We start from the raw sequence: 23,098 nt of genomic DNA on the forward strand, positions 1-23,098 counted from the left end.
GTCAGTCCTCCACGATGGTGGTGCGTGTCAGCGCGCAGAACCGGTCGCCGCTGCACAGCAGCAGGTCCACGCCGAGCGGGAAGCCGGCGTTGTTGGCGCGCCAGGCCGCGCGAAAACCCGCCGGCAGGCCGGTGACACGCAGCGCTTGCGCGTGCTCGATGCCGGGGCCGCGCAGCGTCAGCGTGTCGCCGTCGGCGAGCGAGGCCACTTCCACCAGCAGCGTGGCCGAGCGGTCGGGGAAGGCCGGGTCGCCCTGCGCGCAGTCCGCCAGCGCCGGCATGGCATGGCCGGCGGGCACGCAGACGAAGGCCGCGGCGCCGGCTGCATCCGTGAGCCGGCAGCCGCAGTGGAAGCGCAGGAACGCCCGCGCCGCGTCCGGCACGCCGGCGGGCAGCCAGACCGGCGTATCGGCATCGGCCAGCGTCAGCAGCAGCGCGGCCAGCGCCGGCGACAGGCCCTCGGGCAAGCCGCTGCGCGCCGGCAGCGTCTGCAGCCGGCCCGGGTGGGCAAACGCGTCCAGCGCGGCGCGGAACACCTGCTGGGCGTCGTCGACCGGGTCGCTGAAGCCGGGCAGCAGCGCGGCGGCGGGCGTGGACAGCATCGGTTGGGCGGTGTGCATGTCAGTCTTCTCCGCGGACCATGGTGAAGAATTCGACGCGGGTCTGCGCGGCCGTGGCCGCGGCGTGCGCGGTGCGGCTGGCGTGCGCGTCGGCCAGCGGCGCGAGCACCAGGTCCTGCACGCGCTGGTGCCAGGCCGGTCGCTGCAACAGCGCGTCCAGCACGGCGGCCTGCTCGGCATGGCGCGTGCTGCGTCCCTGGACATAGGCAACACCCGCGGGCGCGTCGGCGGCGCCATCTTCCAGCACGACCGCGCAGCGCGTCACGGTGATCTCGCCAAGGTTGAACTGGGCGCCCGTGCCGCCCGCGCGGCCCCGCACCATGGCCATGCCGGATTCCGGCTGGCGCAGCAGCCGGTAGGCCGGCAGGGGCTGCGCCTGCGCAAGCCGCTGGTAGGCGCCGTCGAGTGCTTCGGTTGGCGCCATCGCCAGGATCCGCAGCCGCGCGGCGCGGGCCGCATGGGCTGCGGGCACGTCAGGCCGTGCCGTTTCGCTTTGCATCATCACCCCTATACGTCTATACGTTTAGATGTCGTTGCCGGAACACGCAGCCACTAGACCACAGGCAAATGAAGCTTTCATGACGGGGCAGGGGATTGCTCGGGCACGCTGCCAGCGCGGCATGACTGAGGCACAATCGTACGGCATGGGTCAACGCTTGATGACAAGAGGACAGCGCAAGATGTCGGATCGAGAAGTGGAACGGGGCTCGGGCGTCGCGGTGTGGCGCCAGATCGGCGAGGCACTGGCGGAAGACATCCGCAAGAAGCTGTACCTGCCCGGCGAACAACTGCCGCCGGAACCCGAGCTGGCCAACCGCTTCGCCGTGAACCGCCATACCATCCGCCGCGCCATGGGCGAGCTGGAACTGAGCGGGCTGGTGCGGATCGAGCAGGGCCGCGGCACCTTCGTGCAAGAGCACGCAATCGACTACGCCATCGGACGCCGCACGCGCTTTTCGCAAAACCTGGCGGCGCAGGGCGTGCGCGGCCACACCGAGATCGTCGCCAGCCAGGTGGTGCGCGCGCCGGAGGTGGCCAGGCAGCTGGGGCTGGCGCGCACCGCCGAGCTGCTCCATGCGCAGATGATCGGCAAGGCCGACGAACGCACCATCGACGTGGCCGAGCACTACTTCGACGTCAAGCGCTTTCCCGGCATCGACGAGGTGCTGCGCGCCAAACAGTCGGTCTCGCGCGCGCTGGCGCATTTCGGCATTGCCGACTACACGCGCAAGTGGTCGCGCATTACCGCGGCGATGCCCAGCGCGCCGGTGGCGCGGATGCTGAACCAGCCCAAGACGCGCCCGGTGCTGCAGGTCGAGGCGCTCAACGTCGATATCGACGGCAACCCGGTGCAGTACAGCGTGGTGCGCTTCGCCGGCGACTGGGTGCAGCTGACGGTGACCGACGATGACTGACGCGGGCGTGCGCGATTGGTCTAGACATCCGGCTGTCATCTGCCTGCGTTACCGTCTGCGGTCAACCCCACCAAACCGGGGCAGTCTGCGCCTGCGCGCGCAGGACGCCGCTGGTAACCTTGCCGCATGACTCGAGCCGCGTACCGCTACGCCATCTACCTGTCGCCATCCGGCCCGCTGCGCGCCTTCGGCAGCCAGTGGCTGGGCCGCGACGCCGACACCGGCGCCACGCTGCCCCCGGCCGGCGACACGCCCGCCGCGCCGGCGGACTGGGTCAGGGCGCCGGCCCACTACGGCCTGCACGCCACGCTGAAGCCCCCGTTCCGGCTTGCCGACGGCGCCAGCGGTGCGATCGTCGACGCCACCGCCCGAGAGCTGGCGCGCCGGCAGGCGCCGTTCGACGCACCGCTGGCGCTGCGCGCGCTGCGCGGTTTCGTCGCGTGGGGGCTGGCCGATGGCGGCTCGGCGCCGATGCAGGCGCTGGCCGATGCCTGCGTGCTGGCCTTCGATCCCTTGCGCGCGCCGCCCGCGGCGCAGGAGCTGGCCAGGCGTGCGCCGGACCAGCTGAGCGATGAAGAGCGCCGCATGCTCGACGCCTGGGGCTATCCGTATGTGTTCGGCACCTTCGTCTTTCATATCACGCTGACCGGCATGCTCGATGCCGCCAGCCAGCGCGCCGCGATGGCGCAGCTGGAAGCGGCCAGCGGCAAGCTGCTGCAGGCGCCGTTGCAGGTCGACCGCATCAGCGTGTTCGTGCAGCCGGCGCCGGGCGAGGACTTTGTCGTCGCCCGGCACTACGGCTTCGACGGCAGTACCACCGATGGCGCCGGCGCGGCGTACCTGGGCGCATGAGCGTGGCAACCGTGGCCGACGGACATGGCCTGTTCTACCTGATGGGCCCGTCCGGCAGCGGCAAGGACGCATTGCTGCGCGCGCTGCGCGAGCGCCTGCGGGCGGATCACCGCATCGTCATCGCGCATCGCTACATCACCCGCGCCGCCGACGCCAACGAGGCTTCGGTGGCGCTGACGCCCGACGAATTCCACCGCCGCCGCGCGCTGGGCTGCCTGGCGCTGCACTGGCACAGCCACGGGCTGCACTACGGCATCGGCATCGAGATCGAGCAGTGGCTGGCGCGCGGCCTGACGGTGATCGTCAACGGCTCGCGCGAGTACCTGCCGCAGGCGGTGGCACGCTACCCCAGGCTGTGCGCGGTGCACGTGCGGGTGCAGCCGGAAGTGCTGGCCGCGCGCCTGCGCCAGCGCGGACGCGAAGCGGAAGACGCGATCGCGAAACGGCTGGCCCGCGCGCGGCAGGCGTTCGATGTGCCGGCCGGATGCCGGCTGGTCGAGATCGACAACAGCGGCGCGCTGGAGAGCGCGGTGGCGGCACTGGCACAACTGGTCGGCGCCGGGCCTGGCCCGGCCACTGCAGAGGCCCGGCGCGCCTGATTTCAGGGACCGACGCTGAAGCTGATGGTCAGACCAGCACCTTGCGGATCTGCGCCGACAGGATGTCGATGGCCGAGACGAACAGGATGATGATGATCATCACGGCACAGGTCTGCCCGTACTGGAAGCTGCGGATGATTTCCCACAGCACGGTGCCGATGCCGCCGGCGCCGACGATGCCTACCACCGACGCCGAGCGCACGTTGGACTCGAACCGGTACAGCGCGAACGACAGCCACAGCGGCAGCACCTGCGGAATCACGCCATAGACGATCTCCGCGACCGGGCCTGCGCCGGTGGCGCGCACGCCTTCCACCGGGCGCGGGTCGATGGCTTCGACCGCTTCGGCGAACAGCTTGGCCAGCACGCCGGTGGTATGGATCCAGATCGCCAGCACGCCGGCGAACGGGCCCAGCCCGACGGCGACGATAAACAGCATGGCGAACACCATTTCATTGATCGCGCGGCACGCGTCCATGATGCGGCGCGCGGGCTGGTAGACCCACGCCGGCACGATGTTGGCCGAGCACAGCAGCCCCAGCGGTACCGCCATCACCACCGCCAGCGCCGTGCCCCACAGCGCGATCTGCACGGTGACCAGCATCTCGTCCAGGTAGTGGCGCCAGTCGCGGAAATCCGGCGGGAAGAAGTCGGCCGCGAACCTGGCCATATTGTCGGAATCGCGCAGCAGGTCCAGCGGGCGCATGTCGGCGCCTTGCCAGGACAGGGCCAGCATGGCCAGCAGCACCGCCCAGGTCAGCGGCACGGCAAGGGAGGTGCGCGGCGGGCGCACCTGGCTTCGGGGCGTGGGAGGCAGGCCGGGCGTGGCGGTGGCGGTCATGGAGCGGTCCGGATGCAACGGGGGAAGGGAATTGGTGCGAGGCGGGCGGCGCGGGGCCGCCGGCCTCGGTGAGACAGGGCGATCAGGGTGCAGGCAGCGGGCGGCTTACTGCGTGCTGGTGGCGTTGCCGGCGGCCTTGTCCAGTTCCGCCAGGCGGCGGGTCACGTCGGACAGGCGCTTTTCCTTGTCGGCAGCGGCCAGCGTGGTGTCCGATTCGATCTTGGCCTTCTCGCGCGCCAGCTCGATCTGGCGGATCGGCACCAGCTGCGCATCGCTCGACGCGCGGAAGCCCTGGTACGTCAGCGCGGCCAGCACCTGCTTCTCGCGCGCCGCGTCGGCGCCCTTGCCGTAGTTGACGAAGAAGGCCTGGATCTTCTTCTTCAGCTCAGGGGCCAGGTCCTTGCGGTAGACCATCGGGTCGGCCGGGATCAGCGGCGACTTCCACAGCACGCGCACCTGGTCATAGGCGTTCTTGCCGGTGTTGATGCGGTAGCGCTCCATGTTCTCGGTGTTGTTGACGGCCACGTCGACCTGCTTGTTCAGCACCGACAGCAGGTTGGTTTCATGGTTGCCGATGCGCACGGCCTTGAACAGCGTCTTCGGATCGACCTTGTTGGCGCTCCACAGGTAGAAGCCCGGCACCGCGGTGCCGGAGGTGGAGTTGGGGTCGCCGGCGCCGTAGGTCAGGTCCTTGCCGCGTCGGATGACATCGTCGACGCTCTTCAGGTCGCTGTCCTTGTTGACCACCAGCACCGACCAGTAGCCCGGGTTGCCGTCCTTGTCGATCACCGACGCAAAGACCTCGCCGCTGGCGCGGTCGACCGCCTCCATCGCCGACTTGTTGCCGAACCACGCGACCTGCACCTTGTTGAAACGCATGCCCTCGATGATGCCGGCGTAGTCGGAGGCAAAGAACGGCTTGACCGGCACGCCCAGGGTCTTGCTCAGGTCTTCGATCAGTGGCTGCCAGGCGGTCTTCAGGTTCGACGACGATTCGGTCGAGATAAAGCCGATGTTCAGGGTCTTGCCCTCCTGGGCAATAGCGGGCAGGGCGGGCAGTGCGACCGCGGCGGCGGCCGCGAAGGCGATAAAGGTTCTGCGAAGCATGGGCAACTCCGGTGAATGCGGTTGGGGTAGCGGGGCGGCGGGCAGCCGTTCAGGCGGCAGCCAGGTGCATCGTGACCAGCGCCGGCGCCGGCATCGGTGCGATCGACGCGTCGTCTTCCGGCGCGGCATCGCGCAGCAGTTCGTCGGCTTCGGTGCCGTAAAGGTCGCGCAGCATGGCCGGCGTCAGCGCCGCCGAGGGGCCGTCATAGACCACCTTGCCGTGGCGCAGCGCCACCACCCGCGGGCAGTAGCGCATCGCCACATCGACCTGGTGCAGCGACACCACCACCGCCACCTTGCGCGTGCGGTTGATCTGCCTGAGCAGCGCCATCACGCGGCGTGAGGATTCCGGATCGAGCGAGGCGATCGGTTCGTCGGCCAGGATCACGCGGGCGTTCTGCACCAGCGTGCGCGCAATCGCGGCGCGCTGCTGCTGCCCGCCCGACAGCGTCGAGGCGCGCTGAAAGGCATAGTCGTCTATACCAACCTGCGCAAGCGCATCGAGTCCGCTGCGGATTTCATCGGCCCTGAACACGCGCAGCAGGCCGCGCCATTTGGGCACGCGCGCTAGCATGCCGACCAGCACATTGGTGATGACCGGCAGGCGCCCCACCAGGTTGAACTGCTGGAACACGAAACCGATCTCGCGCCGCACCTGGCGCACGTTGGCCGCGAGCCGGCCGTTGCGCTGCACGTGGCGGCCGTTGACCACGATCTCTCCGGCATCGCCGGCGACGAAGCCGGCCACGTGGCGCAGCAGCGTAGACTTGCCGGACCCGGACGCGCCCAGCAGGGCGACCATTTCGCCCGGCGCAACCTGCAGCGTGACATCGTCAAGCGCCTTGCGGTCCGCACGGAACGATTTGCTCAGCCCGCGGACTTCAATGGCATGCGTCATGTCGGCTCCCCTGACTTGAATGACCTGCGCATTCTGGCCGGGGTGGATGACAGAACGATGACTGCGGGACCGATGCGGGGCGGGCGTCGTGCGCCGCTTTCCGCCGGCCGGGGCGGGGGAAGCCGGTAAAGTCTCGTATATTCCCGGCACCGGCTGCGCCGGTACACCACGCTCCTGCTGCCAGATATGAACCAACCTCTTGAAAGGGCGATGCAAGGCATCGCCGCCGCCGCGGTGCTGCTTTGCTGCGCCAGCGCTCATGCTGCCGTCGATGCCGCTGCGCTCGAACGTGTCGTCGATTCCGCGATCCAGCCGGTGATGCAGGCACACGGCGTGCCGGGCATGGCCGTGGCCGTCACCGCCGGCGGCAAGCAGTACGCCTTCCACTACGGTGTCGCCGCCAGGGCCAGCGGGCGCAAGGTCGACGCCGACACGCTGTTCGAGATCGGATCGGTCAGCAAGACCTTCACCGCGACGCTGGCCGCTTACGCGCAGGCCCGCGGCAAGCTGTCGTTGGCCGACCCAGCGGCGAAGTACCTGCCTGCGCTCGCCGGCAGCAGCGTGGGTGCGACCAGCCTGCTTGACCTCGGCACCTATGCCGCCGGCGGGCTGCCGCTGCAGTTTCCCGCGACCGTCACCGATACCGGCACGATGGTCGATTATTTCCGCAACTGGCGTCCCGGCCATGCCGCCGGCACCCACCGGCAATATTCGAATCCCAGCATCGGCCTGTTCGGCTACCTGGCCGCGCGCAGCATGGGCCAGCCGTTCGACGTGCTGATGGAGCAGACCCTGTTCCCCGCGCTGGGCCTGCGCAGCACCTACATCACGGTGCCGAAGGCGCGCATGGCGGACTATGCCTATGGCTACGCCAGGGACGGCAAGCCGGTGCGCGTGACGCCCGGCGTGCTCGATGCCGAGGCCTACGGCGTGAAGACCACGTCGGCGGACATGATGCGCTTCGTCATGGCCAACATCGACAGCACCGGGCAGGACGAGACGATGCGGCGCGCGCTGGCCACCACCCGCACTGGCTACTTCAAGGTCGGCGACATGGTGCAAGGGCTGGCGTGGGAAATGTACGACTGGCCGGCGCCGCGCGACAGCGTGCTGGCCGGCAGCTCGCCGCAGGTCGTGTTCGAGGCCAACCCGGTGACGCGCCTGGAGCCGCCGCAGGCAGCGCGCAGCGGCATGCTGGTCAACAAGACCGGCTCGACCAATGGCTTCGGCGCCTATGTCGCGTACGTGCCCTCGCAGCGCATCGGCATCGTGATGCTGGCGAACAAGAACTACCCGGTCGCCGAGCGGGTAAAGGCGGCGTTCCAGGTGCTGAAGTACCTGGACGGGCAGGCGGCGGGGGACGGCAAGCCGTAACAACGGCGCTGGCGGGCCGCGGCCAGATTTTTTTCTTCCGTGACGGAATAGTCCCGGCGCCTCGCGTGTATACGCAGGTAACCCTCCCGGGCCGGGCACATGCCAGGCCGGGCCAACCGGAGACCCTGCGATGCAACGGAGTTCCCCACGCCATGGCGCCTGCACGGCAGCACGCGCCATGGCAGCGCTGTGCCTGTCGGCCGCAAGCCTTGCGGCGCCGGCGCAAAGCCATCCCCAGCACACCGGCCACGCGGCGGCACCGCCGGCCTTTGTCGCCAGCACGGCGAAACCCTACGCGGGCCTGATCGATGACGCCATGGGCGTGATGCATCACGGCATGACGCAAGCCCCCACCAACGGCGTCCCGGACCACGACTTCGTTGCCATGATGATCCCGCACCACCAGGGCGCGATCGACATGGCCAAGGCGCTGCTGCTGTATGGCAAGGACCCGGCGTTGCGCAACCTGGCGCAGGGCATCATCACCGAGCAGCAGAACGAGATCCGCCTGATGCAGGCGTGGCTGCAGCGCCACCAGGCCGGGCAGTCGCAAGCCACGCCGCCGCGCTGACCGGCCCGTGCCTGGTCCGCTCCTCATCCCTATCGCACCCCCCGCTACCGCCATGAAGAAGACAACACTTGCCGCACTGGCCATTGCCCTCGGCGCGCCGCTGGCCGGCGCCGCCCCGCAACCGCAGGACCGCGTCTACACCGCGGACCAGAACAGCAACACCGTGTCGGTGATCGATCCCGCCGGCAACAAACTGCTGGGCCAGATCCGGCTTGGCAATGCACGGCCCGACGTGCTGTCGCCGCTGTACAAGGGCGAACTTAACGTACACGGCCTGGGGTTCTCGCCGGACCACCGCACGCTGATCGCGGTCTCCAACGGTTCCAACTCGGTCGCGTTCATCGATACCGCCACCAACCGGGTCAAGGGCATTGCCTATATCGGCCGCTCGCCGCATGAAGGCTTCTTTACCGCGGACGGGAAGGAGGTCTGGGTGGTGGTGCGTGGCGAGGACTACATCTCGGTCATCGACCCCGCCACGTTCCGCGAGACCCGGCGCATCCCGACCACCGCGGGGCCGGGCATGGTGCTGTTCCACCCGGCGGGCAAGCTCGCTTTCGTCGTATCCAGCTTCAACCCGGTGGTCGACGTGATCGACGTCCGGGCCCACAAGGTGGTGAAGCGGCTCGACGTGGCCAGCCCGTTCTCGCCCTTCCTGCAATTCACGCCCGACTTCAGGGAAGTCTGGATGACGCACAAGGACGTGGGCAAGGTCACGCGCATCGATACCGCGACGCTGGCCGTGAAGGGCGTATTCGATACCGGCTTCATCACCAACCACCTGGCCTTTGCCCGCACCGCGCGCGGCACGCTCGCCTACGTCACGGTCGGCGGCGAGAACGTGGTCAAGGTCTTCACCACCGGCGACACGCCCACGCTGGCCGCGACCATTCCGGTCGGCGCGCTGCCGCATGGGATCTGGGCCGCCGACGATGGCTCGCGCATCTATGTCGGCCTGGAAAACGGCGATGCGGTCGACGTGATCGATACCGCCGACAACCGCGTCATCGCGCGCGTGCCGGTGGGGCAGGCGCCGCAGGCGCTGGTCTATGTCAGCAATGCGGTGCCCGCCGGCGCCGGCACCGGCAACCTGGTGCCGAGAGCGAACAGCGAGCCGGTCAACGTTGCGCTCAGGCCGGTGCGCGGCGAGGCCAAGGGCTTTGTCGTGGCGCGCAACCTGGGCGTGGTCGACGCACTCGAGGTCTCGCTGTTCAAGCTGAAGCCGGAAACGCAATACAGCGTCTATGTGGGCGGGGAGAAGGCGCCGGTGGCCAGCTTCAGGACCAACGCGGCTGGCATGGCCAACGGCACCGCGATCGGGCCGTTGCGCGAGGTAGTGCCGGCGCTGTCGCCGCAGGCGCCGTCACCGTCGCAACTGGTGGTGATGGAGGGCACCGCGCCGCCGGACCCGGCCAACGCGGTGCTGGTCAGCGCGCCGTGACCACGGTCACGACCTGCGCGGCAGCACGGCGCAGCGTGCTCACGGCACATTGCTCTGGGTGAAATCGAACGGCTTGCCGGGCACGTCATAGGCGCCGCCGAACTCGAAAGGCGCATTGCCCGACTTGCCGACGCCGATATGCAGCGGCGAATTCCCGCCTTGCAGGCCGATCGGCGCGTAGCGGTAGTTCATCACCTGCCTGCCGGTGTAGTCGGTAATCGTGATCACGCTGGTCAGCAGCGGGTTCTGCTGGGTCTCGTCCACCGTGATGGGGTCGACGATGCGCGAGTCCTGCAGCGTCTTCTCGACGGTCAGGCCCACCATGTCGACCAGCTGGACCTTCTGCGCGCCACGCGATACCACCCATAGCTTTGTGTTGGAATTGCCCAGTCCCACGTTGACATGGTGCTTCATGCTGGTGGGGTTCTTGCCGACCTGCACGCTCAGCATCTCCTCGATCAGCCTGGGGTCCGGGTTGCGGCCGGACTGCAGCCCCGCCACCGAGAACGCGCGGATCTTGCCTTCTTCCGTCGCCACCCAGGCGCGGCCCGGGATCGGCAGGATCGAGATCCTGACCGCGGTGGGCTTCTGCGGCAGCCTGACGGACTTGACGATGGTCGGCGCGTAGTTGTCGACGGCGAATACCGGCGGCCACTGCGAATCGCCCAGGCCGGTGTTGGCCAGGGTCGATTGCAGCGACGCGTGGCTGCTTTCGAAGTAGGCCCGGTTGACCTTGTCGAACAGCGGCTTCAGGTCCAGGAAGATCACCTTTTTCTCGGACTTCGAGATCACCGCGGCCACCCCCGCGCGCGACACCAGCTTGCCATTGATGCCGGTGCGCGTGAAGCTCTTCTGGTTGACGCTGCTGGTGGCCGGGTTCACGTCGGTCATGGTCCGGCTGGCGCCGCGGCGGCCCACCGGGTCGATCAGCCAGCCTTGCGTGCTGTTGTCCTGCATCACGCCGAAATCCGTCACCGCCGAAATGTCGGTGGGCGCCACCATGCCGGGCAGGTCGATAAAGCCCAGCAGCTTGATAAAGACAAAGTTGGAGATATTGCGCAGGCCGGGGTAAAGGCCTGGCCACGAGCCCGCGCTGGGATCATAGGGTCCGCCCACCTTGCTGCCGTCGGCCAGGCTGCCCAGCGCCAGCACCGCCACCTGGCCCTTGAAGCTGACGGTATCCCATACCGTCACCAGCGCGAACTCCGAATTGGTGGTGATCGCAATCGCCGTGGGCACCTTGCCGGCGGGCAGTTTCACCGCCGCCGAGTGCGACGCGGTATTGCTGCCGACCGAAGCAATCAGGCCGTTCTGGAAGGCAATCAACGCCTGGGCGCAGTCGTGTTCGCTGCAGCGGCCCATCGCGATCGGGCGCCTGGGCAATTCGCCGCCGTTGGCCGCAATATGGTTGTTCAGCTGCGGGTCGGTCGCGACATGCCCGTACACCCACGGCAGCTGCGGCTTCTGCGCAACCGTCCCGGCACTCAGCGCCAGCGTCAGCAGCGACGTGACGCCAGGGTCCGACGCCGCATCGGCGCGATAGATCACGTCGCCCATGTTGCTGCCGTAATCGTTGCGGGCGCAATCCAGTTCGCCCAGCTGATAAATGACCTTCAGGTTGTGATCCAGCTCGGCCTTGGGAAATTCCTTCTGGTAGCAGGGGTTGCCGTGCGGATAGAAGGTCTTGTCGCCCGGCTGCCAGTGGGTTGGCGCCGTCGCCACCGGCTTGGTATTGGCCGGGCCGTAACGATAGGCGATGGCCTCGTCGCTGCTGTAGTCCGAGGCAATGGCCAGATAGGCTTCGCGCACGAGCTTGCCTTCGGCATCGACGATGTCGTTGAACCACGGGCGCGGCGGCGCTGCCGGCGCTGGTGCCGGTGCCGGCTGTTCGGTGGGCAATTGCGTAGGCACCGGCTTGGTCGCCGCCGCCACCGATGCAGTGCCCGACGGCACCGGCGCTGCGGTGCGGCGATCCGCCTCGCGCTCGCAGCCCGCCATGCCCAGCACGACGGCGCAGGCAGCCAGCGTCAGGGTCGCGGCCCGGCGCATGGCAATGTGGTGCGATGGCAAGCGTTTCCCAGGCATGAGTCTCTGTGCGAAGCAAAGGAAAATCGTGCGGGCGCAAACATCCGCAAGATGGACTTTGGCAGCTTTCCGGCCGCGGCTTTGTACGCCAGCGCATATTTCCGGTGCATTGACTGGCGCGCCTGCGATCCATGTCTGCATTGTTATCGGTAATCGCCCCAATCGACGTTTGATTCCGCTTGCAAACTGTGCGGGACGCTCCGGCACGTTGCTTGCTTTTTGCCACAAAACGTCATAGGTTTCCTCATGCATATCGACCGAGCCCGTCCCGTTCGCCGGTTGCATCAGGGGTCGGGAAACCATCTGGCAAAGCGCGGCACCAGAACGCGCGCTCGGAGCGGTTTCGATAAACAGAACCTGGAGGAATCGATGTGTCGTGGCGGCGCCGGCATTCACGCCAACGCCGCCCGGTGTTTCGTCGGCAGCGTCGCAGTCGGCCTGCCAGCCCGAGTATGACCGGCTCCCCCTGGGCCCCCGATGATCCATTTGCCCCCGCGCGTGCAAAGCATGACGATCCGCATGAGGACGGTCGCCCTGTCGGCGGCGTTTATGCTGGTGGTCTTCCTGTTGGTGACCTGGGCGGTTTCGTACCAGATGGTCAGCCATTCCCGGCAGGACCGCAAACAGGTCCAGGCGGTCTACGTGGCCAGCAAGGAAAAAGAGCTGCGCCACTACGTCGAACTCGGCCACGCCACGCTGGCCCGCATCGCGCAGGGCAACGGCGACGAAGCCGCACTGCAGCAGCAGGGGCTTGCCGCGCTGTCGCGCATGCATTTCGGCAATGACGGCTACTTCTTCGTCTACGACCGCTTCGGCAACGTGCTGCTGAACCCGGGCAGCATGGGCATCGACGGCGTGGATTTCTGCGACCCGGCCGATACCGGCAGCGAGCAGGCCAGGATGCTGATCAACCAGGCCCACGCCGGCGGCGGCATTGTCCGATACAACTGGATCAAACCGTCGTCGCGGGCCGAGGCGCCGAAGATGTCGTATGTGAAGACCGCCGACCATTGGGGCTGGATCATCGGCGCCGGCCTGTACATGGACGACATCGAGCGCGAGCTGGCCGCCTTCGATGCCAACGCCGCGCGCACGCTGCGCGATACGCAGATACGGCTGACGGCGTTCGCGATCGGCTCGGTGATGCTGATCAGCCTTGCCGGCCTGGCGTGGAACCTGCGCAATTCCCGCATCTCCGGCGAGAAGCTGCGGCGCCTGGCGCGGCGCGTGGTGAGTTCGCAGGAAGAGGAACGCGCCCGCGTGGCGCGCGAGCTGCATGACGGCGTGGTGCAGGTGCTGGTGTCGTCCAAGTATCTGCTCGAGACGGCCCAGGTTCATCTGGAACAGGACACAGAACACAAGCCGGACAAAGGCCCGGCGCAGGACCTGCCGCCGGCGCGCCGCCACGCGCCGCAGGCGCTGCTGGCGCAGGGGCTGGGCCGCCTGCAGGAGGCCCTGGTCGAGATCCGCCGGGTCTCGCACGGCCTGCATCCGGCCCTGCTGACCGACCTGGGCCTGGCCGCCGCGCTGCGCATGCTGGTCGAGCAATTGCGCCCGCAGCGCGCCGTCGAACTGCGCTTCACCGAGCGGGGCGCGATCCCGGCGCTGTCGCAGGCGCAGCGCACCGCGCTGTTCCGCGTTGCGCAGGAGGCATTGAACAACGCCCTCACGCACGCGCAGGCCGGCTGGGTCCAGGTCACGCTGGCCGGCGGCGGCCAGCACGTCGCGCTGGTGATCGAGGACAACGGCCATGGCTTCGACCTGAACAAGGTCCGCGCCGACGGCAAGGGCGGCATCGGCCTGCGCAATATGCGCGAACGCATCGAAAGCCTGGAAGGCAGCCGCTTCACCGTGCATACCGGCTCCGGCGGCACCCGCGTCGAAGCCCGGCTGCGCCTGTCGCCGCCAGAGCCTGAAACGCAGGCAAAGGCCCGGCCCGGACGGCGCCTGGGCCATCATCCCCCCGCAAGGAGACCCGCTGCATGACCCCGAACCTGCGTGTGCTGCTGGTCGACGACCATCCCTTCGTGCTGGACGGCGTGCGCCTGCGCCTGGAGGCCACCGGGGAAATGACCGTGGTGGGGCAGGCGGCGAGCGTGGAAGAAGCCATCATGCTGGCCGAACAGCATGCGCCGGAGCTGGTGGTCTCGGACATCCACATGCCCGATGCCAACGGCCTGCAGCTTGCCGCACGCTTTGCCGAACGCTTCCCCGACGTGCGCGTGATCGCGCTGTCGATGCACAAGGACCCGGAATACGTGCGCCGCGCCTTTGCGCTCGGCGTCGCCGCCTACGTCCTCAAGGAAGCGCCCGCGCACGAGCTGGTGACCGCGATCCGCACCGTCGCGGCCGGCGGTACCTACCTCAACGCCGAACTGCAGGCCTTCCTGCAAACCGACGAGCCGTTGCCGTCTTCACGCCGCGCGCTGACGCCGAAGGAAGCCACGGTGCTGAAACTGCTGGCCGAGGGCCGCTCCAACAAGGAGATCGCCGAGCGGCTCGGCACCTCGGTGCGCACCGTCGAAACCCACCGGCTGCACCTGCGCCGCAAGCTCCGGGTCGGCGGCCGCGCCGAGCTGGTCAAGTACGCGGTGCACTTCTCCGACCTGCACGCGATCCAGCTGGCCGACGCGGCGCTGGCCGCGGACTGCTGAGCGCTGATTTCTGCTTGCCCCATGTGCGTGCGGCATGTCCATGCCTGGTGCGGTGGCACCGGGGCAGGGCGGCGTTGCGCACCATCATGGCAGCGCGCAATGCGCTCTCTGTATTACTGCGTAGGGGAAAGTCGTGCTGCTGTCGCCGCCGTTGTTTGCGTAGACTTTTTTCGGGAAGGGGCGCCAGGCATGCAGCGTCGCCAACGCGCCGATGCGCCGATCGTGGGACACAACGGGAGAACACCATGGACGAGCTGAAGCAAACGCAGAGAGCGGCGGTCGCGATGCCACCGCAGGCGCAGGACCTGGCGGCGTGGACGCCCAAACGGCGCGAATTCCTGCGCATGCTGGCCTACGGCGCGGGCTCGCTGGCGCTGGCGCCGCTGATCAGCGCCTGCTCGGACGACGCCTCGGCGGCATCGTCGGACCTGCGCTCGCAGCTGGCGCAGGATGAGGCCTTCTGGAACGAGGTGCAGGGCATGTTCGTGCTCAAGCCCGAGAAGGTCTACATGAACATCGGCACCGGCGGCTCGATGCCCAAGGTGGTGCTCGACGTGTTCGGCCAGGAAAACCTGGCCAAGGCCGCCGATTCCTCGAGCGGCTACGGCAACCTGGCCGACCTGCGCGCGGCCGTGGCCAAGGGCTTCGGCGTCGACGGCGACGAGGTCGCGTTCTCCGGCAATACCTCGTCGGGCATGTGCCATGCGATCCTCGGCATCAAGTGGGAACCGGGCGATGTGGTGGTCACCACCAACCACGAGCACGGCGGCGGCCTGACCCCGCTCAATATCGCGGTGGACCGCTACGGCATCGAGGTCTCGACCATCGCGCTGCCGGTCGGCAACAACCAGACCGCCAGCACCTATGTGCAGCTGTTCGACGAGCGCATCCGCGCGCTGAAGGGCCAGGGCAAGCGGGTACGCGCGATGATGTGGTCGTCGCCGACCTACAAGACCGGCACCATGCTGCCGATCGCCGACCTGATGCAAGTGGTGAAGAACCACAGCCTGATCAGCATCGTCGATGGCGCGCACCTGCCCGGCATGATGGCGTACGACTACGGCGCGCTGGGCATGGACTTCATGTCCGGCGCCGGCCACAAGTGGCAGTGCGGCCCCGGTTCCACCGGCATCCTGGTGATCCGCAACAAGATGCGCCCGTCCAATCCGCTGCCGCTGCCGGAGTGGTATCCGATCCATACCAGCTCCTACGTCAGGCAGCCGCGCGGGGCCTATGACATCGCCGCCACCGTGACCTCCTGCGGCAGCCTGCACGTGCCGATGTTCCGGGCCCTGGCCCGCGCCTGCGAGATGTGGGACACCATCGGCCGGAAGAAGATCGAGACCTACGACCTGACGCTGTCGGCCTACCTGAAGGAGAAGATCGTCGAGCGCTGGGGCGTCGAGTCGCTGTACTCGCCCAAGGACGACCCGAAGCTGGTGTCCGCGCTGACCTGCTTCAACCCGTTCCGCAACCGCGACGACGCCATGAACCAGCAGAAGGCCACGCTGTTCGTCAACCGCATGCTGAGCGACTTTGCCCCGGGCTTCGTGATCCGCTCGGTGAACTTCGAGGTCATCGGCGCGCCGGCGCAGCACTACGGCATCCGCATATCCACTCACCTGTGGCACGATGCCAATGACATCGACCGGCTGGTGGATTCGATGTGGACCCTGTCCGGCGCCATGGCCTGACAAGGCACCGATCCCGTTTCAACCCGACAAGAGCCAAGCCCATGAAACGATCTATCACCCTGGTTGCCGCGGCGCTGTGCGGCGTGGCATCGCTCTCGGCCTGCGCCCAGCACGGCGGCACGCTGCGCGCGGTCTCCTCGACCGAAGCCCCCAAGGCCATCGGCCCATACTCGCAGGCCGTGCGCGCCGGCAACGTGCTGTACCTGGCCGGCCAGATCCCGATCCATCCCAAGTCCGGCGAACTGCTCAAGGACGCGCCGATCGAGGCCCAGACGCGGCTGGTGCTCGACAACCTGAAGGCGGTGCTCGCGGCCGACGGCATGACCATGGCCAACGTGGTTTCGACCACCGTCTACATGAAGGACCTGAACGACTTCGCCAAGATGAACGAAGTCTACGGGACCTACTTCACCGGCGTCACGCCGGCGCGCGCGACGGTACAGGTGGCGCGCCTGCCGCGCGACGTCGCGGTGGAGATCGGGGCGATCGCGGTCAAGCCTTGAGAGCGGTTTGGAGGGAGGAGGGCAGCGGGGCACGGTTTCGGCCGTGTCCCGCTGGTGGCGTTTGCGGCGCCACCCTTCACAAAAACTGAACACGCCTTAATCGCCGCCATCTTTCGTCTCCTTCGGGCTGTGCTTACAGTCACGCCCACAAGGAGATTCCCCCATGAAAGATGTGCTGGTGATCGGCGGCGGCAATGCCGCGCTGTGCGCCGCGTTGATGGCGCGCGAGGCGGGAGCCTCGGTGCTGCTGCTGGAGGGCTCGCCGCGTGAATGGCGCGGCGGCAATTCGCAGCACACCCGCAACCTGCGCTGCATGCACGAGGCCCCGCAGGATGTGCTGGTCGATGCCTACCCGGAAGAGGAATACTGGCAGGACCTGCTGAAGGTGACGGGGGGCATCACCAACGAGCAGCTGGCGCGCATGACGATCCGCGCGTCGTCGCGCTGCCGGGGCTGGATGCGCCGGCACGGCGTTCATTTCCAGCCGCCGCTGTCGGGGGCGCTGCATGTGGCGCGCACCAATGCCTTCTTCATGGGCGGCGGCAAGGCGCTCGTCAACGCCTATTTCCGCAGCGCCGAGGCCCTCGGCGCCGAGATCCGCTACGACACCCCGGTGGTTGCCATCGAGCGCGACGGCGATCGTTTCGTCGCGGCCGTGACCGCTGCCGGCGAACGCATCGAGGCGAAGGCGTGCGTGCTGGCCGCCGGCGGCTTCGAGTCTAACCGGGACTGGCTGCGTGAAGCCTGGGGACAGAACGAACGCGGCGAATGGCCGTCGGACAACTTCCTGATCCGCGGCACGCGCTTCAACCAGGGCGTGCTGCTGCGCCATATGATCGACGCCGGTGCCGATGCGATCGGCGATCCGACCCAGGCGCATATGGTGGCGATCGACGCACGCGCGCCGCTGTATGACGGCGGCATCTGCACGCGGATCGACTGTGTTTCGCTCGGCGTGGTCGTCAATCGCGACGGCGAACGCTTCTACGACGAGGGCGAGGACTTCTGGCCCAAGCGATACGCGATCTGGGGGCGCCTGGTCGCACAGCAGCCGGGTCAGATCGGCTTCTCGATCATCGACCAGAAGGCCATCGGCCGCTTCATGCCGCCGGTGTTCCCGGGCACGCGCGCCGATACGCTCGGCGAACTCGCGCGCAAGCTCGGTGTGCCGGAAGCCACCTTCGTGCGGACCGTGGAAGCCTTCAACGCCGCGTGCCGGCCCGGCAGCTTCGACCACACGGTGCTGGACGACTGCGCCACCGCGGGCATCACGCCGGCCAAGACGCACTGGGCGCGGCCGCTCGACACGCCGCCCTACATCGGCTACGCGCTGCGCCCCGGCGTGACCTTCACCTACCTGGGCCTCAAGGTCAACCCGCACGCGCAGGCCCACTTCGACGGCAGGCCCAGCCCGAACCTGTTCGTCGCCGGCGAGATGATGGCCGGCAACGTGCTGGGCAAGGGCTATACCGCCGGCGTCGGCATGGCGATCGGCACGGCCTTTGGCCGCATCGCCGGCGTGGGCGCCGCGCGTGCCTGCGGCTTCCAGCATCCTGATTTCGACATGGAGCAGTCCAATGCCATCGCTAGCTGAGCTGGTCGATCAGGCTCGTGCCGACGCGCAAGGCGTGGGCGGGGCCGGGCGACGCGTGATTCCGATCCATCCCGTATTGCCGCTGACGGCTGCCGAGGGCGAAGCCGCGCGCATCCTGCAGATCTGCAATGCCTGCCGCTATTGCGAGGGCTTCTGCGCGGTGTTCCCGGCCATGACGCGGCGGCTCGAATTCGGCCGTGCCGACCTGCACTATATGGCCAACCTGTGCCACAACTGCGGCGCATGCCTGCATGCCTGCCAGTACGCGCCGCCGCACGAGTTCGCCGTCAACATCCCGGTGGCGATGGCGGAGGTCCGTGGCCAGACCTACCAGGACTATGCGTGGCCGCCAGTGCTGGGCAAGCTGTACCGGCGCAATGGCCTTGCCTTGTCGCTGGCGCTGGCGCTCGGCCTGGCCCTGTTCCTGCTGCTGGCCGTGGCGCTCAACGGTACCTTGTGGGGCGGTCCGGCCACCGGCAACTTCTACGCGCTGTTCCCGCACAACCTGCTGGTATCGATGTTCGCGCCGGTGTTCGGCTTCGTGGTGCTCGCGCTGGCGATGGGCGTGCGCAGGTTCTGGCGCGAAGTCACCCCCGCGACCAGCGGCGCGCCGGTGAGCGCGCCGGCGGCGGCGGAGGCGGGGGCCGCCGTGCTGCGGCTGAAATACCTCGACGGCGGCCACGGCGCCGGCTGCAACAATGCCGACGACGCCTTCACGCTGTCGCGCCGGCGTTTCCATCACCTGACGTTCTACGGCTTCCTGCTGTGCTTTGCCGCCACCGCCGTGGCGACGGTCTATCACTATGCCTTCGGCTGGCACGCGCCCTACGAGTTGCCTAGCCTGCCCAAGCTGCTCGGTGCCATCGGCGGCGTCAGTCTCGCCATCGGCACCGCGGGTCTTGGCTGGCTCAACCTGCAACGCCACCGCCTGCACCTGGCGCAGGGCCAGCGCCCGATGGATCTTGGCTTCATCGCCTTGCTGTTCCTGACCGCCACCAGCGGGCTGGCGCTGTGGCTGGGCCGCGGCACGCCGGCGCTGGCCATGCTGTTGTGCCTGCACCTGGGTGCGGTGATGGCGCTGTTCGCCACCATGCCCTACGGCAAGTTTGCCCACGGCGTGTTCCGCAGTGCCGCGCTGCTGCGCCATGCGGTGGAGAAACGCCGCCCGAACCCGATCGGGCTTGGGGCGGACTGATCGGCTGGCCAGGGGCAATCGCCACCTTCTCAGACATACCTTTTCCAGAACGACAATACGGAGACCGACTCAATGAACCGTCGACTGATCCTGCGCGCCACCTTGCTGGCCGCGCTCTGCTGTCCCCTTTTATCGGGCCTTGCGCATGCGCAGCCCATTGCCGGCGGCAAGCCGGTCACGCTGGTGGTGGGCTTCGCCGCCGGCGGCGCTGCCGATGCCGCCGCGCGGCTGATCGCGAAGAAGCTCTCGGACAACCTCGGCCAGCCGGTAGTGGTCGACAACCGCGGCGGTGCCGGCGGCAATATCGCCCACCAGCTGGTGGCGCGCGGCCCGGCAGACGGCAGCATGCTGCTGTTCGGCTCGATCGGGCCGCTGACCATCGCACCACACCTGATGACGCTGCCCTACGATCCGTTCAAGGACCTGGCCCCGGTATCGGGCGGCGTGAACTTTCCCAATGTGCTGGTGGTGCACAAGGGCGCCGGCGTGAAAAACCTGGCCGAGCTGGTCGCGCTGGCGAAGAAGAAGCCGGGGACCGTGGACTACGCGTCGACCGGCGCCGGCTCCGCATCGCATCTTGCCGGTGAGCTGTTCAACCAGCGTGCCGGCATCGAGATGGTCCATATTCCCTACAAGGGCGGCGCACCGGCACTGCAGGATCTGCTGGGCGAGCGCGTCACGTCTTACTTTGCCGCACCGCCGACCGCGATGCCGCAGGTCGAGGCCGGCAAGCTGGTGCCGCTGGCGACCACCGGCCCGGTGCGGCCGGCGTACCTGCCGAACGTGCCCACCGTGGCGGAATCCGGCTATCCCGGTTTCGAGGCGCTGAACTGGTATGCCTTCGTCGCCCCGGGCAAGACCCCGGCGCCCGTCCTCGATCGCTGGAACCAGGAGATCGTCAGGGTGCTGAACGATGCCGGGGTGAAGGATGCCCTGAACAAGCATGGCCTGACCCCGCAGCCGACCACGCGGCCGGAACTGCTCGCGTTCATGAAGAAGGAGAGCGCAAAGTGGGGCGCGATCGTCAGGGAGCGCAAGATCACGGTCGATTGAGGCCGACGCTCAGACCACGCCGCAACACCGCCGCCGCTGCGGCCTCAATCCTTGTGAAGCGTCGCACCGAACCACGCGCCGTCGCGCACCAGGCTGCGCGCGGTATCGGCCAGCACGACCCGTGCCGCGAGCGCCGCAGGCGACAGTTCATCATCGGAAAGGCTTGCCAGCAGATTGTGCCGCCCGACCTGCGCGTCGGCCACCAGCGAGCGGACCAGCGCCGGATCATTGAGGCGCGCGGTCGCTGCGCCGGGCTGGATAGTGGCGCCAAAGCCCGCGCGCACCGCATCCATCAGCATCGACAGCCCGTCGATCTCCGCCACCACGTTTGGCGTCACGCGCACGCGCGCAAAGGCCGCATCGAGCAGGGCGCGCAGGCCGTGGGTCGCGCTCGGCAGGATCAGCGGCAATTCACCCAGTTGCGCGAGCCTGGCGCGCCGGCCACCCGGGAGACCCGGCAAGCCCGCAGCCCCTAGCACATAAAGCTTTTCGTCGAGCAGCGGCGTCACGCTCCAGCGGCGCGCGGTCTCGGTGCGGAACACGATGGCCAGGTCCAGCCTGCGCGCATTGAGCATCTCGCTCAGATGCCCGGATAGCGCCTCGACCACGTGGACCCGCACGTCGGGATAACGTGCAGCCATGGCACGCAGCAGCGGCACGCCAAGCACCGCGGCGGTGGTCGAAGCCAGGCCGATGCTGACATGGCCAGACAGCCGCGCCTGCTGCGCGGCCCGTACCGCATCATCGGCGTGGCGCAGCGTCAGCTGGGCCTGCCGCAGGAAGGCAAGCCCGGCATCGGTCGGCACCACGCCCGTCGACTGGCGCTGCAGCAGGCGCGTGGACAGTTCGCGCTCGAGCCGGCTGACCTGCGGGCTGAGGGCGGAAGTGGCAAGCCCCAGTTCGAGCGCTGCCTTGCCGAAACTGCCGAGTTCGCAGACCTTGGTGAAGTAGCGGAGTTGACGCAGTTCCATGGGAGATTCGAGGGCATCGCACCAGGCGATCGCGGCGGCGGACGGCTGGCTGGCCGTCGTCTTGTGCGGGATGCCGCGAATGGTAGCACCCGACGGGAGGGCGGTGGCGACGGGCTCGCGCGCGCTGGAAGACGCCGAACTTACTGTTCAGTCAATGGATTCGTCCCGAGCCGCGCGGCGGCGCTTGCTTTGCGGCTTGGGACTATCTGGTCATATTCTGATGCTTCCGAAAACTGTGGCTCAGCGGTTTCGCACTCGGTTCACCTCATCCTCGACGTCACGCAAACGATCCTTGCCAAAGAAGATCTCTCCACCGACGAAGAATGTAGGAGAGCCGAACGCGCCCCGCGCGTGGGCATCCTGCGTATTCGCCAACAGCCGGTTCTTGACGTCCGTTTGCTGGCTCGCGGCCATCAGGACGGACGCGTCAAGACCGGCGGCCGTCAGCTCGCTTGCGATCACCTCTGGCTCGTCCATCTTTTTCTGCCGCTCCCACATGCTGGCAAACACGGCGTCAACATAGGACTCGAAACAGCCCAACGACTGGGCCGCAACTGCCCCGCGCATGATCTGCAGGGTATTGACCGGAAAGTACGGATTGCTTCTGTACTGAGTCAGCCCGTGCTTGCTGACGAAGCGATTGAATTCAAGCAGGTCATAGGCGCGTTTGGCTGGAATCTGCGCATTGGCTTCTGCAGGCGAGCGGTTGTTGGTCAACTTGAACAGGCCACCAAGCAGGATCGGGATGTATTCGAACTTGGCAGCGCCCCTGGCCTCGATCTCGGGAATGACCTTATGGCACAGATAGGCGTTGGGACTGCCGAAGTCGAACAGGAATTGGACAGTTATCGGGTTCATGGCTTGAATTGGTTTCAATGTTTAGAGGGATCCACGCGCCGCGCTTACCACGGTTCCATCCACGGGCGAATTTCGGTCTCGTGCGTCCATGCATCACGCGGCTGCATGTGCAACTGCCAGTAGAGATCCGCGATGCGCGCCGGATCGACGATGCCGCCTTGGTCCTTGGTGGCGTAACGTGCAGGGAAGTTGGTCCGGATAAAGTCGGTGTCAATGGCGCCGTCGATAATCGGGTGGGCCACATGAATTCCCTTGGGCCAGAGCTCCCGCGCCATGCTTTGTGCCAGGGCGCGCAGGCCATGCTTGGCGCCGGCGAATGCGGCGAAGCCGTCCCTGCCTCTGAGGCTGGCGGTGGCGCCGGTGAAGATGATGGTGCCGCGACCGCGGGGCAGCATGACCTTGGCTGCTTCTCGCCCCATCAGGAAACCCGCGAAGCAAGCCATCTCCCAGACCTTGAAATACACCCGTGCCGTGGTCTCGGTGATTCCGAACCGCACGTTGGCACCAATGTTGAAGACGGCCACTTCAATCGGCGCTATCTCGGTCTCGATCTTCTGGACGAGAGCCACCATCTCGTCTTCCTTGCGCGCGTCGGAGCCGAAGCCGTGTGCCTCGCCGCCCTCGGCTCGAATCTGTTCGACAAGGGGCTGGAGCTTGTCGGCGTTACGCCGGGTCATGCACGCGACGTAGCCTTCGCGTGCGAACCGTCTGGCGATGGCGCCGCCGGTGGCGTCTCCCGCGCCAATGACCAGGATTGCTTTCTTGTCTGCCATG

The 23,098-nt window shown here is 67.7% G+C and carries 22 protein-coding genes; 13 read left to right on the plus strand and 9 right to left on the minus strand.

Going from position 1 to position 23,098, the window contains the following annotated elements; translation table 11 throughout:
• Window position 1 precedes the first annotated feature (1 nt).
• Complete coding sequence (phnH, locus tag CBM2594_RS20500) at window positions 2-619, minus strand: phosphonate C-P lyase system protein PhnH (protein ID WP_116358619.1); 618 nt, start codon at window positions 617-619, stop codon at window positions 2-4.
• Between the two features lies 1 nt (window position 620).
• Window positions 621-1,121 (minus strand): phosphonate C-P lyase system protein PhnG, encoded by a 501-nt coding sequence (gene phnG, locus CBM2594_RS20505; protein WP_116358620.1) that lies wholly within the window; start codon window positions 1,119-1,121, stop codon window positions 621-623.
• Between the two features lie 178 nt (window positions 1,122-1,299).
• Here phnG and phnF point away from each other — a divergent pair, with 178 nt between their 5' ends.
• The 3 genes from phnF to phnN all read left to right on the plus strand — a co-directional run bounded on the left by phnF (window position 1,300) and on the right by phnN (window position 3,485).
• Window positions 1,300-2,034 carry a phosphonate metabolism transcriptional regulator PhnF gene (gene phnF / locus CBM2594_RS20510; RefSeq protein ID WP_116358621.1) on the plus strand — a complete coding sequence of 245 codons (735 nt, stop codon included), beginning with the start codon at window positions 1,300-1,302 and terminating at the stop codon, window positions 2,032-2,034.
• A gap of 126 nt (window positions 2,035-2,160) precedes the next feature.
• A complete protein-coding gene (locus CBM2594_RS20515) occupies window positions 2,161-2,886 on the plus strand; it encodes a DUF1045 domain-containing protein (RefSeq protein ID WP_116358622.1) in 726 nt (241 codons plus the stop codon).
• Window positions 2,883-3,485 (plus strand): phosphonate metabolism protein/1,5-bisphosphokinase (PRPP-forming) PhnN, encoded by a 603-nt coding sequence (gene phnN / locus CBM2594_RS20520; RefSeq protein ID WP_116358623.1) that lies wholly within the window; start codon window positions 2,883-2,885, stop codon window positions 3,483-3,485. Before CBM2594_RS20515 ends, phnN begins: the two co-directional genes overlap by 4 nt.
• A gap of 28 nt (window positions 3,486-3,513) precedes the next feature.
• Here the strand turns inward: phnN and phnE are convergent, their stop codons facing one another.
• From phnE to phnC, 3 genes are all read right to left on the minus strand, one after another.
• A complete protein-coding gene (phnE, locus tag CBM2594_RS20525) occupies window positions 3,514-4,326 on the minus strand; it encodes a phosphonate ABC transporter, permease protein PhnE (protein WP_116358624.1) in 813 nt (270 codons plus the stop codon).
• Window positions 4,327-4,431: 105 nt separating this feature from the next.
• A complete protein-coding gene (gene phnD, locus CBM2594_RS20530; RefSeq protein WP_116358625.1) occupies window positions 4,432-5,433 on the minus strand; it encodes a phosphonate ABC transporter substrate-binding protein in 1,002 nt (333 codons plus the stop codon).
• Window positions 5,434-5,482: 49 nt separating this feature from the next.
• Window positions 5,483-6,331, minus strand: coding sequence for a phosphonate ABC transporter ATP-binding protein (gene phnC / locus CBM2594_RS20535; protein ID WP_116358626.1), 849 nt, complete (start codon window positions 6,329-6,331; stop codon window positions 5,483-5,485).
• 210 nt (window positions 6,332-6,541) lie between these two features.
• On the opposite strand from phnC, the gene ampC reads away from it, so the two are divergent.
• The 3 genes from ampC to CBM2594_RS20550 all read left to right on the plus strand — a co-directional run bounded on the left by ampC (window position 6,542) and on the right by CBM2594_RS20550 (window position 9,717).
• Window positions 6,542-7,705 carry a class C beta-lactamase gene (gene ampC / locus CBM2594_RS20540; RefSeq protein ID WP_232346691.1) on the plus strand — a complete coding sequence of 388 codons (1,164 nt, stop codon included), beginning with the start codon at window positions 6,542-6,544 and terminating at the stop codon, window positions 7,703-7,705.
• Between the two features lie 130 nt (window positions 7,706-7,835).
• Window positions 7,836-8,276, plus strand: coding sequence for a CopM family metallochaperone (gene copM / locus CBM2594_RS20545; RefSeq protein WP_116358628.1), 441 nt, complete (start codon window positions 7,836-7,838; stop codon window positions 8,274-8,276).
• Between the two features lie 52 nt (window positions 8,277-8,328).
• Entirely contained in the window at window positions 8,329-9,717 is a 1,389-nt protein-coding gene (locus CBM2594_RS20550) for a YncE family protein (protein WP_116358629.1), read from the plus strand.
• Between the two features lie 39 nt (window positions 9,718-9,756).
• On the opposite strand, the gene CBM2594_RS20555 is transcribed toward CBM2594_RS20550, so the two are convergent.
• On the minus strand, window positions 9,757-11,802 hold the full coding sequence (locus CBM2594_RS20555) for a hypothetical protein (protein WP_116358630.1): 2,046 nt from the start codon (window positions 11,800-11,802) through the stop codon (window positions 9,757-9,759).
• A gap of 519 nt (window positions 11,803-12,321) precedes the next feature.
• Here CBM2594_RS20555 and CBM2594_RS20560 point away from each other — a divergent pair.
• From CBM2594_RS20560 to CBM2594_RS20590, 7 genes are all read left to right on the plus strand, one after another.
• The gene (locus tag CBM2594_RS20560; RefSeq protein ID WP_232346692.1) at window positions 12,322-13,788 is read left to right on the plus strand and encodes a cache domain-containing protein; all 1,467 of its coding nucleotides are present in this window, start codon (window positions 12,322-12,324) and stop codon (window positions 13,786-13,788) included.
• Window positions 13,785-14,456, plus strand: coding sequence for a response regulator (locus tag CBM2594_RS20565; protein ID WP_116358632.1), 672 nt, complete (start codon window positions 13,785-13,787; stop codon window positions 14,454-14,456). Before CBM2594_RS20560 ends, CBM2594_RS20565 begins: the two co-directional genes overlap by 4 nt.
• A 245-nt stretch (window positions 14,457-14,701) precedes the next feature.
• The gene (locus tag CBM2594_RS20570; RefSeq protein WP_116358633.1) at window positions 14,702-16,150 is read left to right on the plus strand and encodes an aminotransferase class V-fold PLP-dependent enzyme; all 1,449 of its coding nucleotides are present in this window, start codon (window positions 14,702-14,704) and stop codon (window positions 16,148-16,150) included.
• A 41-nt stretch (window positions 16,151-16,191) separates the two neighbouring features.
• On the plus strand, window positions 16,192-16,653 hold the full coding sequence (locus tag CBM2594_RS20575; protein ID WP_116358634.1) for a RidA family protein: 462 nt from the start codon (window positions 16,192-16,194) through the stop codon (window positions 16,651-16,653).
• Between the two features lie 163 nt (window positions 16,654-16,816).
• Entirely contained in the window at window positions 16,817-18,247 is a 1,431-nt protein-coding gene (tcuA, locus tag CBM2594_RS20580) for an FAD-dependent tricarballylate dehydrogenase TcuA (RefSeq protein WP_116358635.1), read from the plus strand.
• Entirely contained in the window at window positions 18,231-19,442 is a 1,212-nt protein-coding gene (gene tcuB / locus CBM2594_RS20585; RefSeq protein WP_116358636.1) for a tricarballylate utilization 4Fe-4S protein TcuB, read from the plus strand. The genes tcuA and tcuB overlap by 17 nt, the downstream gene beginning before the upstream one ends.
• Before the next feature lie 72 nt (window positions 19,443-19,514).
• A complete protein-coding gene (locus CBM2594_RS20590; RefSeq protein WP_116358637.1) occupies window positions 19,515-20,495 on the plus strand; it encodes a Bug family tripartite tricarboxylate transporter substrate binding protein in 981 nt (326 codons plus the stop codon).
• 44 nt (window positions 20,496-20,539) lie between these two features.
• Here CBM2594_RS20590 and CBM2594_RS20595 read toward each other — a convergent pair whose 3' ends face one another.
• The 3 genes from CBM2594_RS20595 to CBM2594_RS20605 form a co-directional block, all read right to left on the minus strand.
• Window positions 20,540-21,466: a LysR family transcriptional regulator gene (locus CBM2594_RS20595; protein ID WP_116358638.1), complete on the minus strand. Its 927-nt coding sequence runs from the start codon at window positions 21,464-21,466 to the stop codon at window positions 20,540-20,542.
• A gap of 240 nt (window positions 21,467-21,706) precedes the next feature.
• Window positions 21,707-22,324, minus strand: coding sequence for a 2-hydroxychromene-2-carboxylate isomerase (locus CBM2594_RS20600; RefSeq protein WP_116358639.1), 618 nt, complete (start codon window positions 22,322-22,324; stop codon window positions 21,707-21,709).
• 44 nt (window positions 22,325-22,368) lie between these two features.
• The gene (locus CBM2594_RS20605) at window positions 22,369-23,097 is read right to left on the minus strand and encodes an SDR family oxidoreductase (protein ID WP_116358640.1); all 729 of its coding nucleotides are present in this window, start codon (window positions 23,095-23,097) and stop codon (window positions 22,369-22,371) included.
• Between the last annotated feature and the right edge of the window lies 1 nt (window position 23,098).

The sequence above is a fragment of the Cupriavidus taiwanensis genome, assembly GCF_900249755.1.
In the GTDB taxonomy this organism is placed as follows: Bacteria; Pseudomonadota; Gammaproteobacteria; order Burkholderiales; family Burkholderiaceae; genus Cupriavidus; species Cupriavidus taiwanensis_D.

What these genes read in the sequence shown, in the direction of transcription:
- CBM2594_RS20600 (WP_116358639.1), bottom strand. Translation starts at nt 22,324, where the DNA reads ATGAACCCGATAACTGTCCAATTCCTGTTCGACTTCGGCAGTCCCAAC.
- ampC (WP_232346691.1), top strand. Translation starts at nt 6,542, where the DNA reads ATGCAAGGCATCGCCGCCGCCGCGGTGCTGCTTTGCTGCGCCAGCGCT.
- CBM2594_RS20515 (WP_116358622.1), top strand. Translation starts at nt 2,161, where the DNA reads ATGACTCGAGCCGCGTACCGCTACGCCATCTACCTGTCGCCATCCGGC.
- phnF (WP_116358621.1), top strand. Translation starts at nt 1,300, where the DNA reads ATGTCGGATCGAGAAGTGGAACGGGGCTCGGGCGTCGCGGTGTGGCGC.
- phnH (WP_116358619.1), bottom strand. Translation starts at nt 619, where the DNA reads ATGCACACCGCCCAACCGATGCTGTCCACGCCCGCCGCCGCGCTGCTG.
- tcuA (WP_116358635.1), top strand. Translation starts at nt 16,817, where the DNA reads ATGAAAGATGTGCTGGTGATCGGCGGCGGCAATGCCGCGCTGTGCGCC.
- phnE (WP_116358624.1), bottom strand. Translation starts at nt 4,326, where the DNA reads ATGACCGCCACCGCCACGCCCGGCCTGCCTCCCACGCCCCGAAGCCAG.
- phnN (WP_116358623.1), top strand. Translation starts at nt 2,883, where the DNA reads ATGAGCGTGGCAACCGTGGCCGACGGACATGGCCTGTTCTACCTGATG.
- phnG (WP_116358620.1), bottom strand. Translation starts at nt 1,121, where the DNA reads ATGATGCAAAGCGAAACGGCACGGCCTGACGTGCCCGCAGCCCATGCG.
- CBM2594_RS20555 (WP_116358630.1), bottom strand. Translation starts at nt 11,802, where the DNA reads ATGCCTGGGAAACGCTTGCCATCGCACCACATTGCCATGCGCCGGGCC.
- CBM2594_RS20590 (WP_116358637.1), top strand. Translation starts at nt 19,515, where the DNA reads ATGAACCGTCGACTGATCCTGCGCGCCACCTTGCTGGCCGCGCTCTGC.
- phnC (WP_116358626.1), bottom strand. Translation starts at nt 6,331, where the DNA reads ATGACGCATGCCATTGAAGTCCGCGGGCTGAGCAAATCGTTCCGTGCG.
- CBM2594_RS20565 (WP_116358632.1), top strand. Translation starts at nt 13,785, where the DNA reads ATGACCCCGAACCTGCGTGTGCTGCTGGTCGACGACCATCCCTTCGTG.
- CBM2594_RS20550 (WP_116358629.1), top strand. Translation starts at nt 8,329, where the DNA reads ATGAAGAAGACAACACTTGCCGCACTGGCCATTGCCCTCGGCGCGCCG.
- CBM2594_RS20595 (WP_116358638.1), bottom strand. Translation starts at nt 21,466, where the DNA reads ATGGAACTGCGTCAACTCCGCTACTTCACCAAGGTCTGCGAACTCGGC.
- copM (WP_116358628.1), top strand. Translation starts at nt 7,836, where the DNA reads ATGCAACGGAGTTCCCCACGCCATGGCGCCTGCACGGCAGCACGCGCC.
- tcuB (WP_116358636.1), top strand. Translation starts at nt 18,231, where the DNA reads ATGCCATCGCTAGCTGAGCTGGTCGATCAGGCTCGTGCCGACGCGCAA.
- CBM2594_RS20575 (WP_116358634.1), top strand. Translation starts at nt 16,192, where the DNA reads ATGAAACGATCTATCACCCTGGTTGCCGCGGCGCTGTGCGGCGTGGCA.
- CBM2594_RS20570 (WP_116358633.1), top strand. Translation starts at nt 14,702, where the DNA reads ATGGACGAGCTGAAGCAAACGCAGAGAGCGGCGGTCGCGATGCCACCG.
- CBM2594_RS20605 (WP_116358640.1), bottom strand. Translation starts at nt 23,097, where the DNA reads ATGGCAGACAAGAAAGCAATCCTGGTCATTGGCGCGGGAGACGCCACC.
- phnD (WP_116358625.1), bottom strand. Translation starts at nt 5,433, where the DNA reads ATGCTTCGCAGAACCTTTATCGCCTTCGCGGCCGCCGCCGCGGTCGCA.
- CBM2594_RS20560 (WP_232346692.1), top strand. Translation starts at nt 12,322, where the DNA reads ATGAGGACGGTCGCCCTGTCGGCGGCGTTTATGCTGGTGGTCTTCCTG.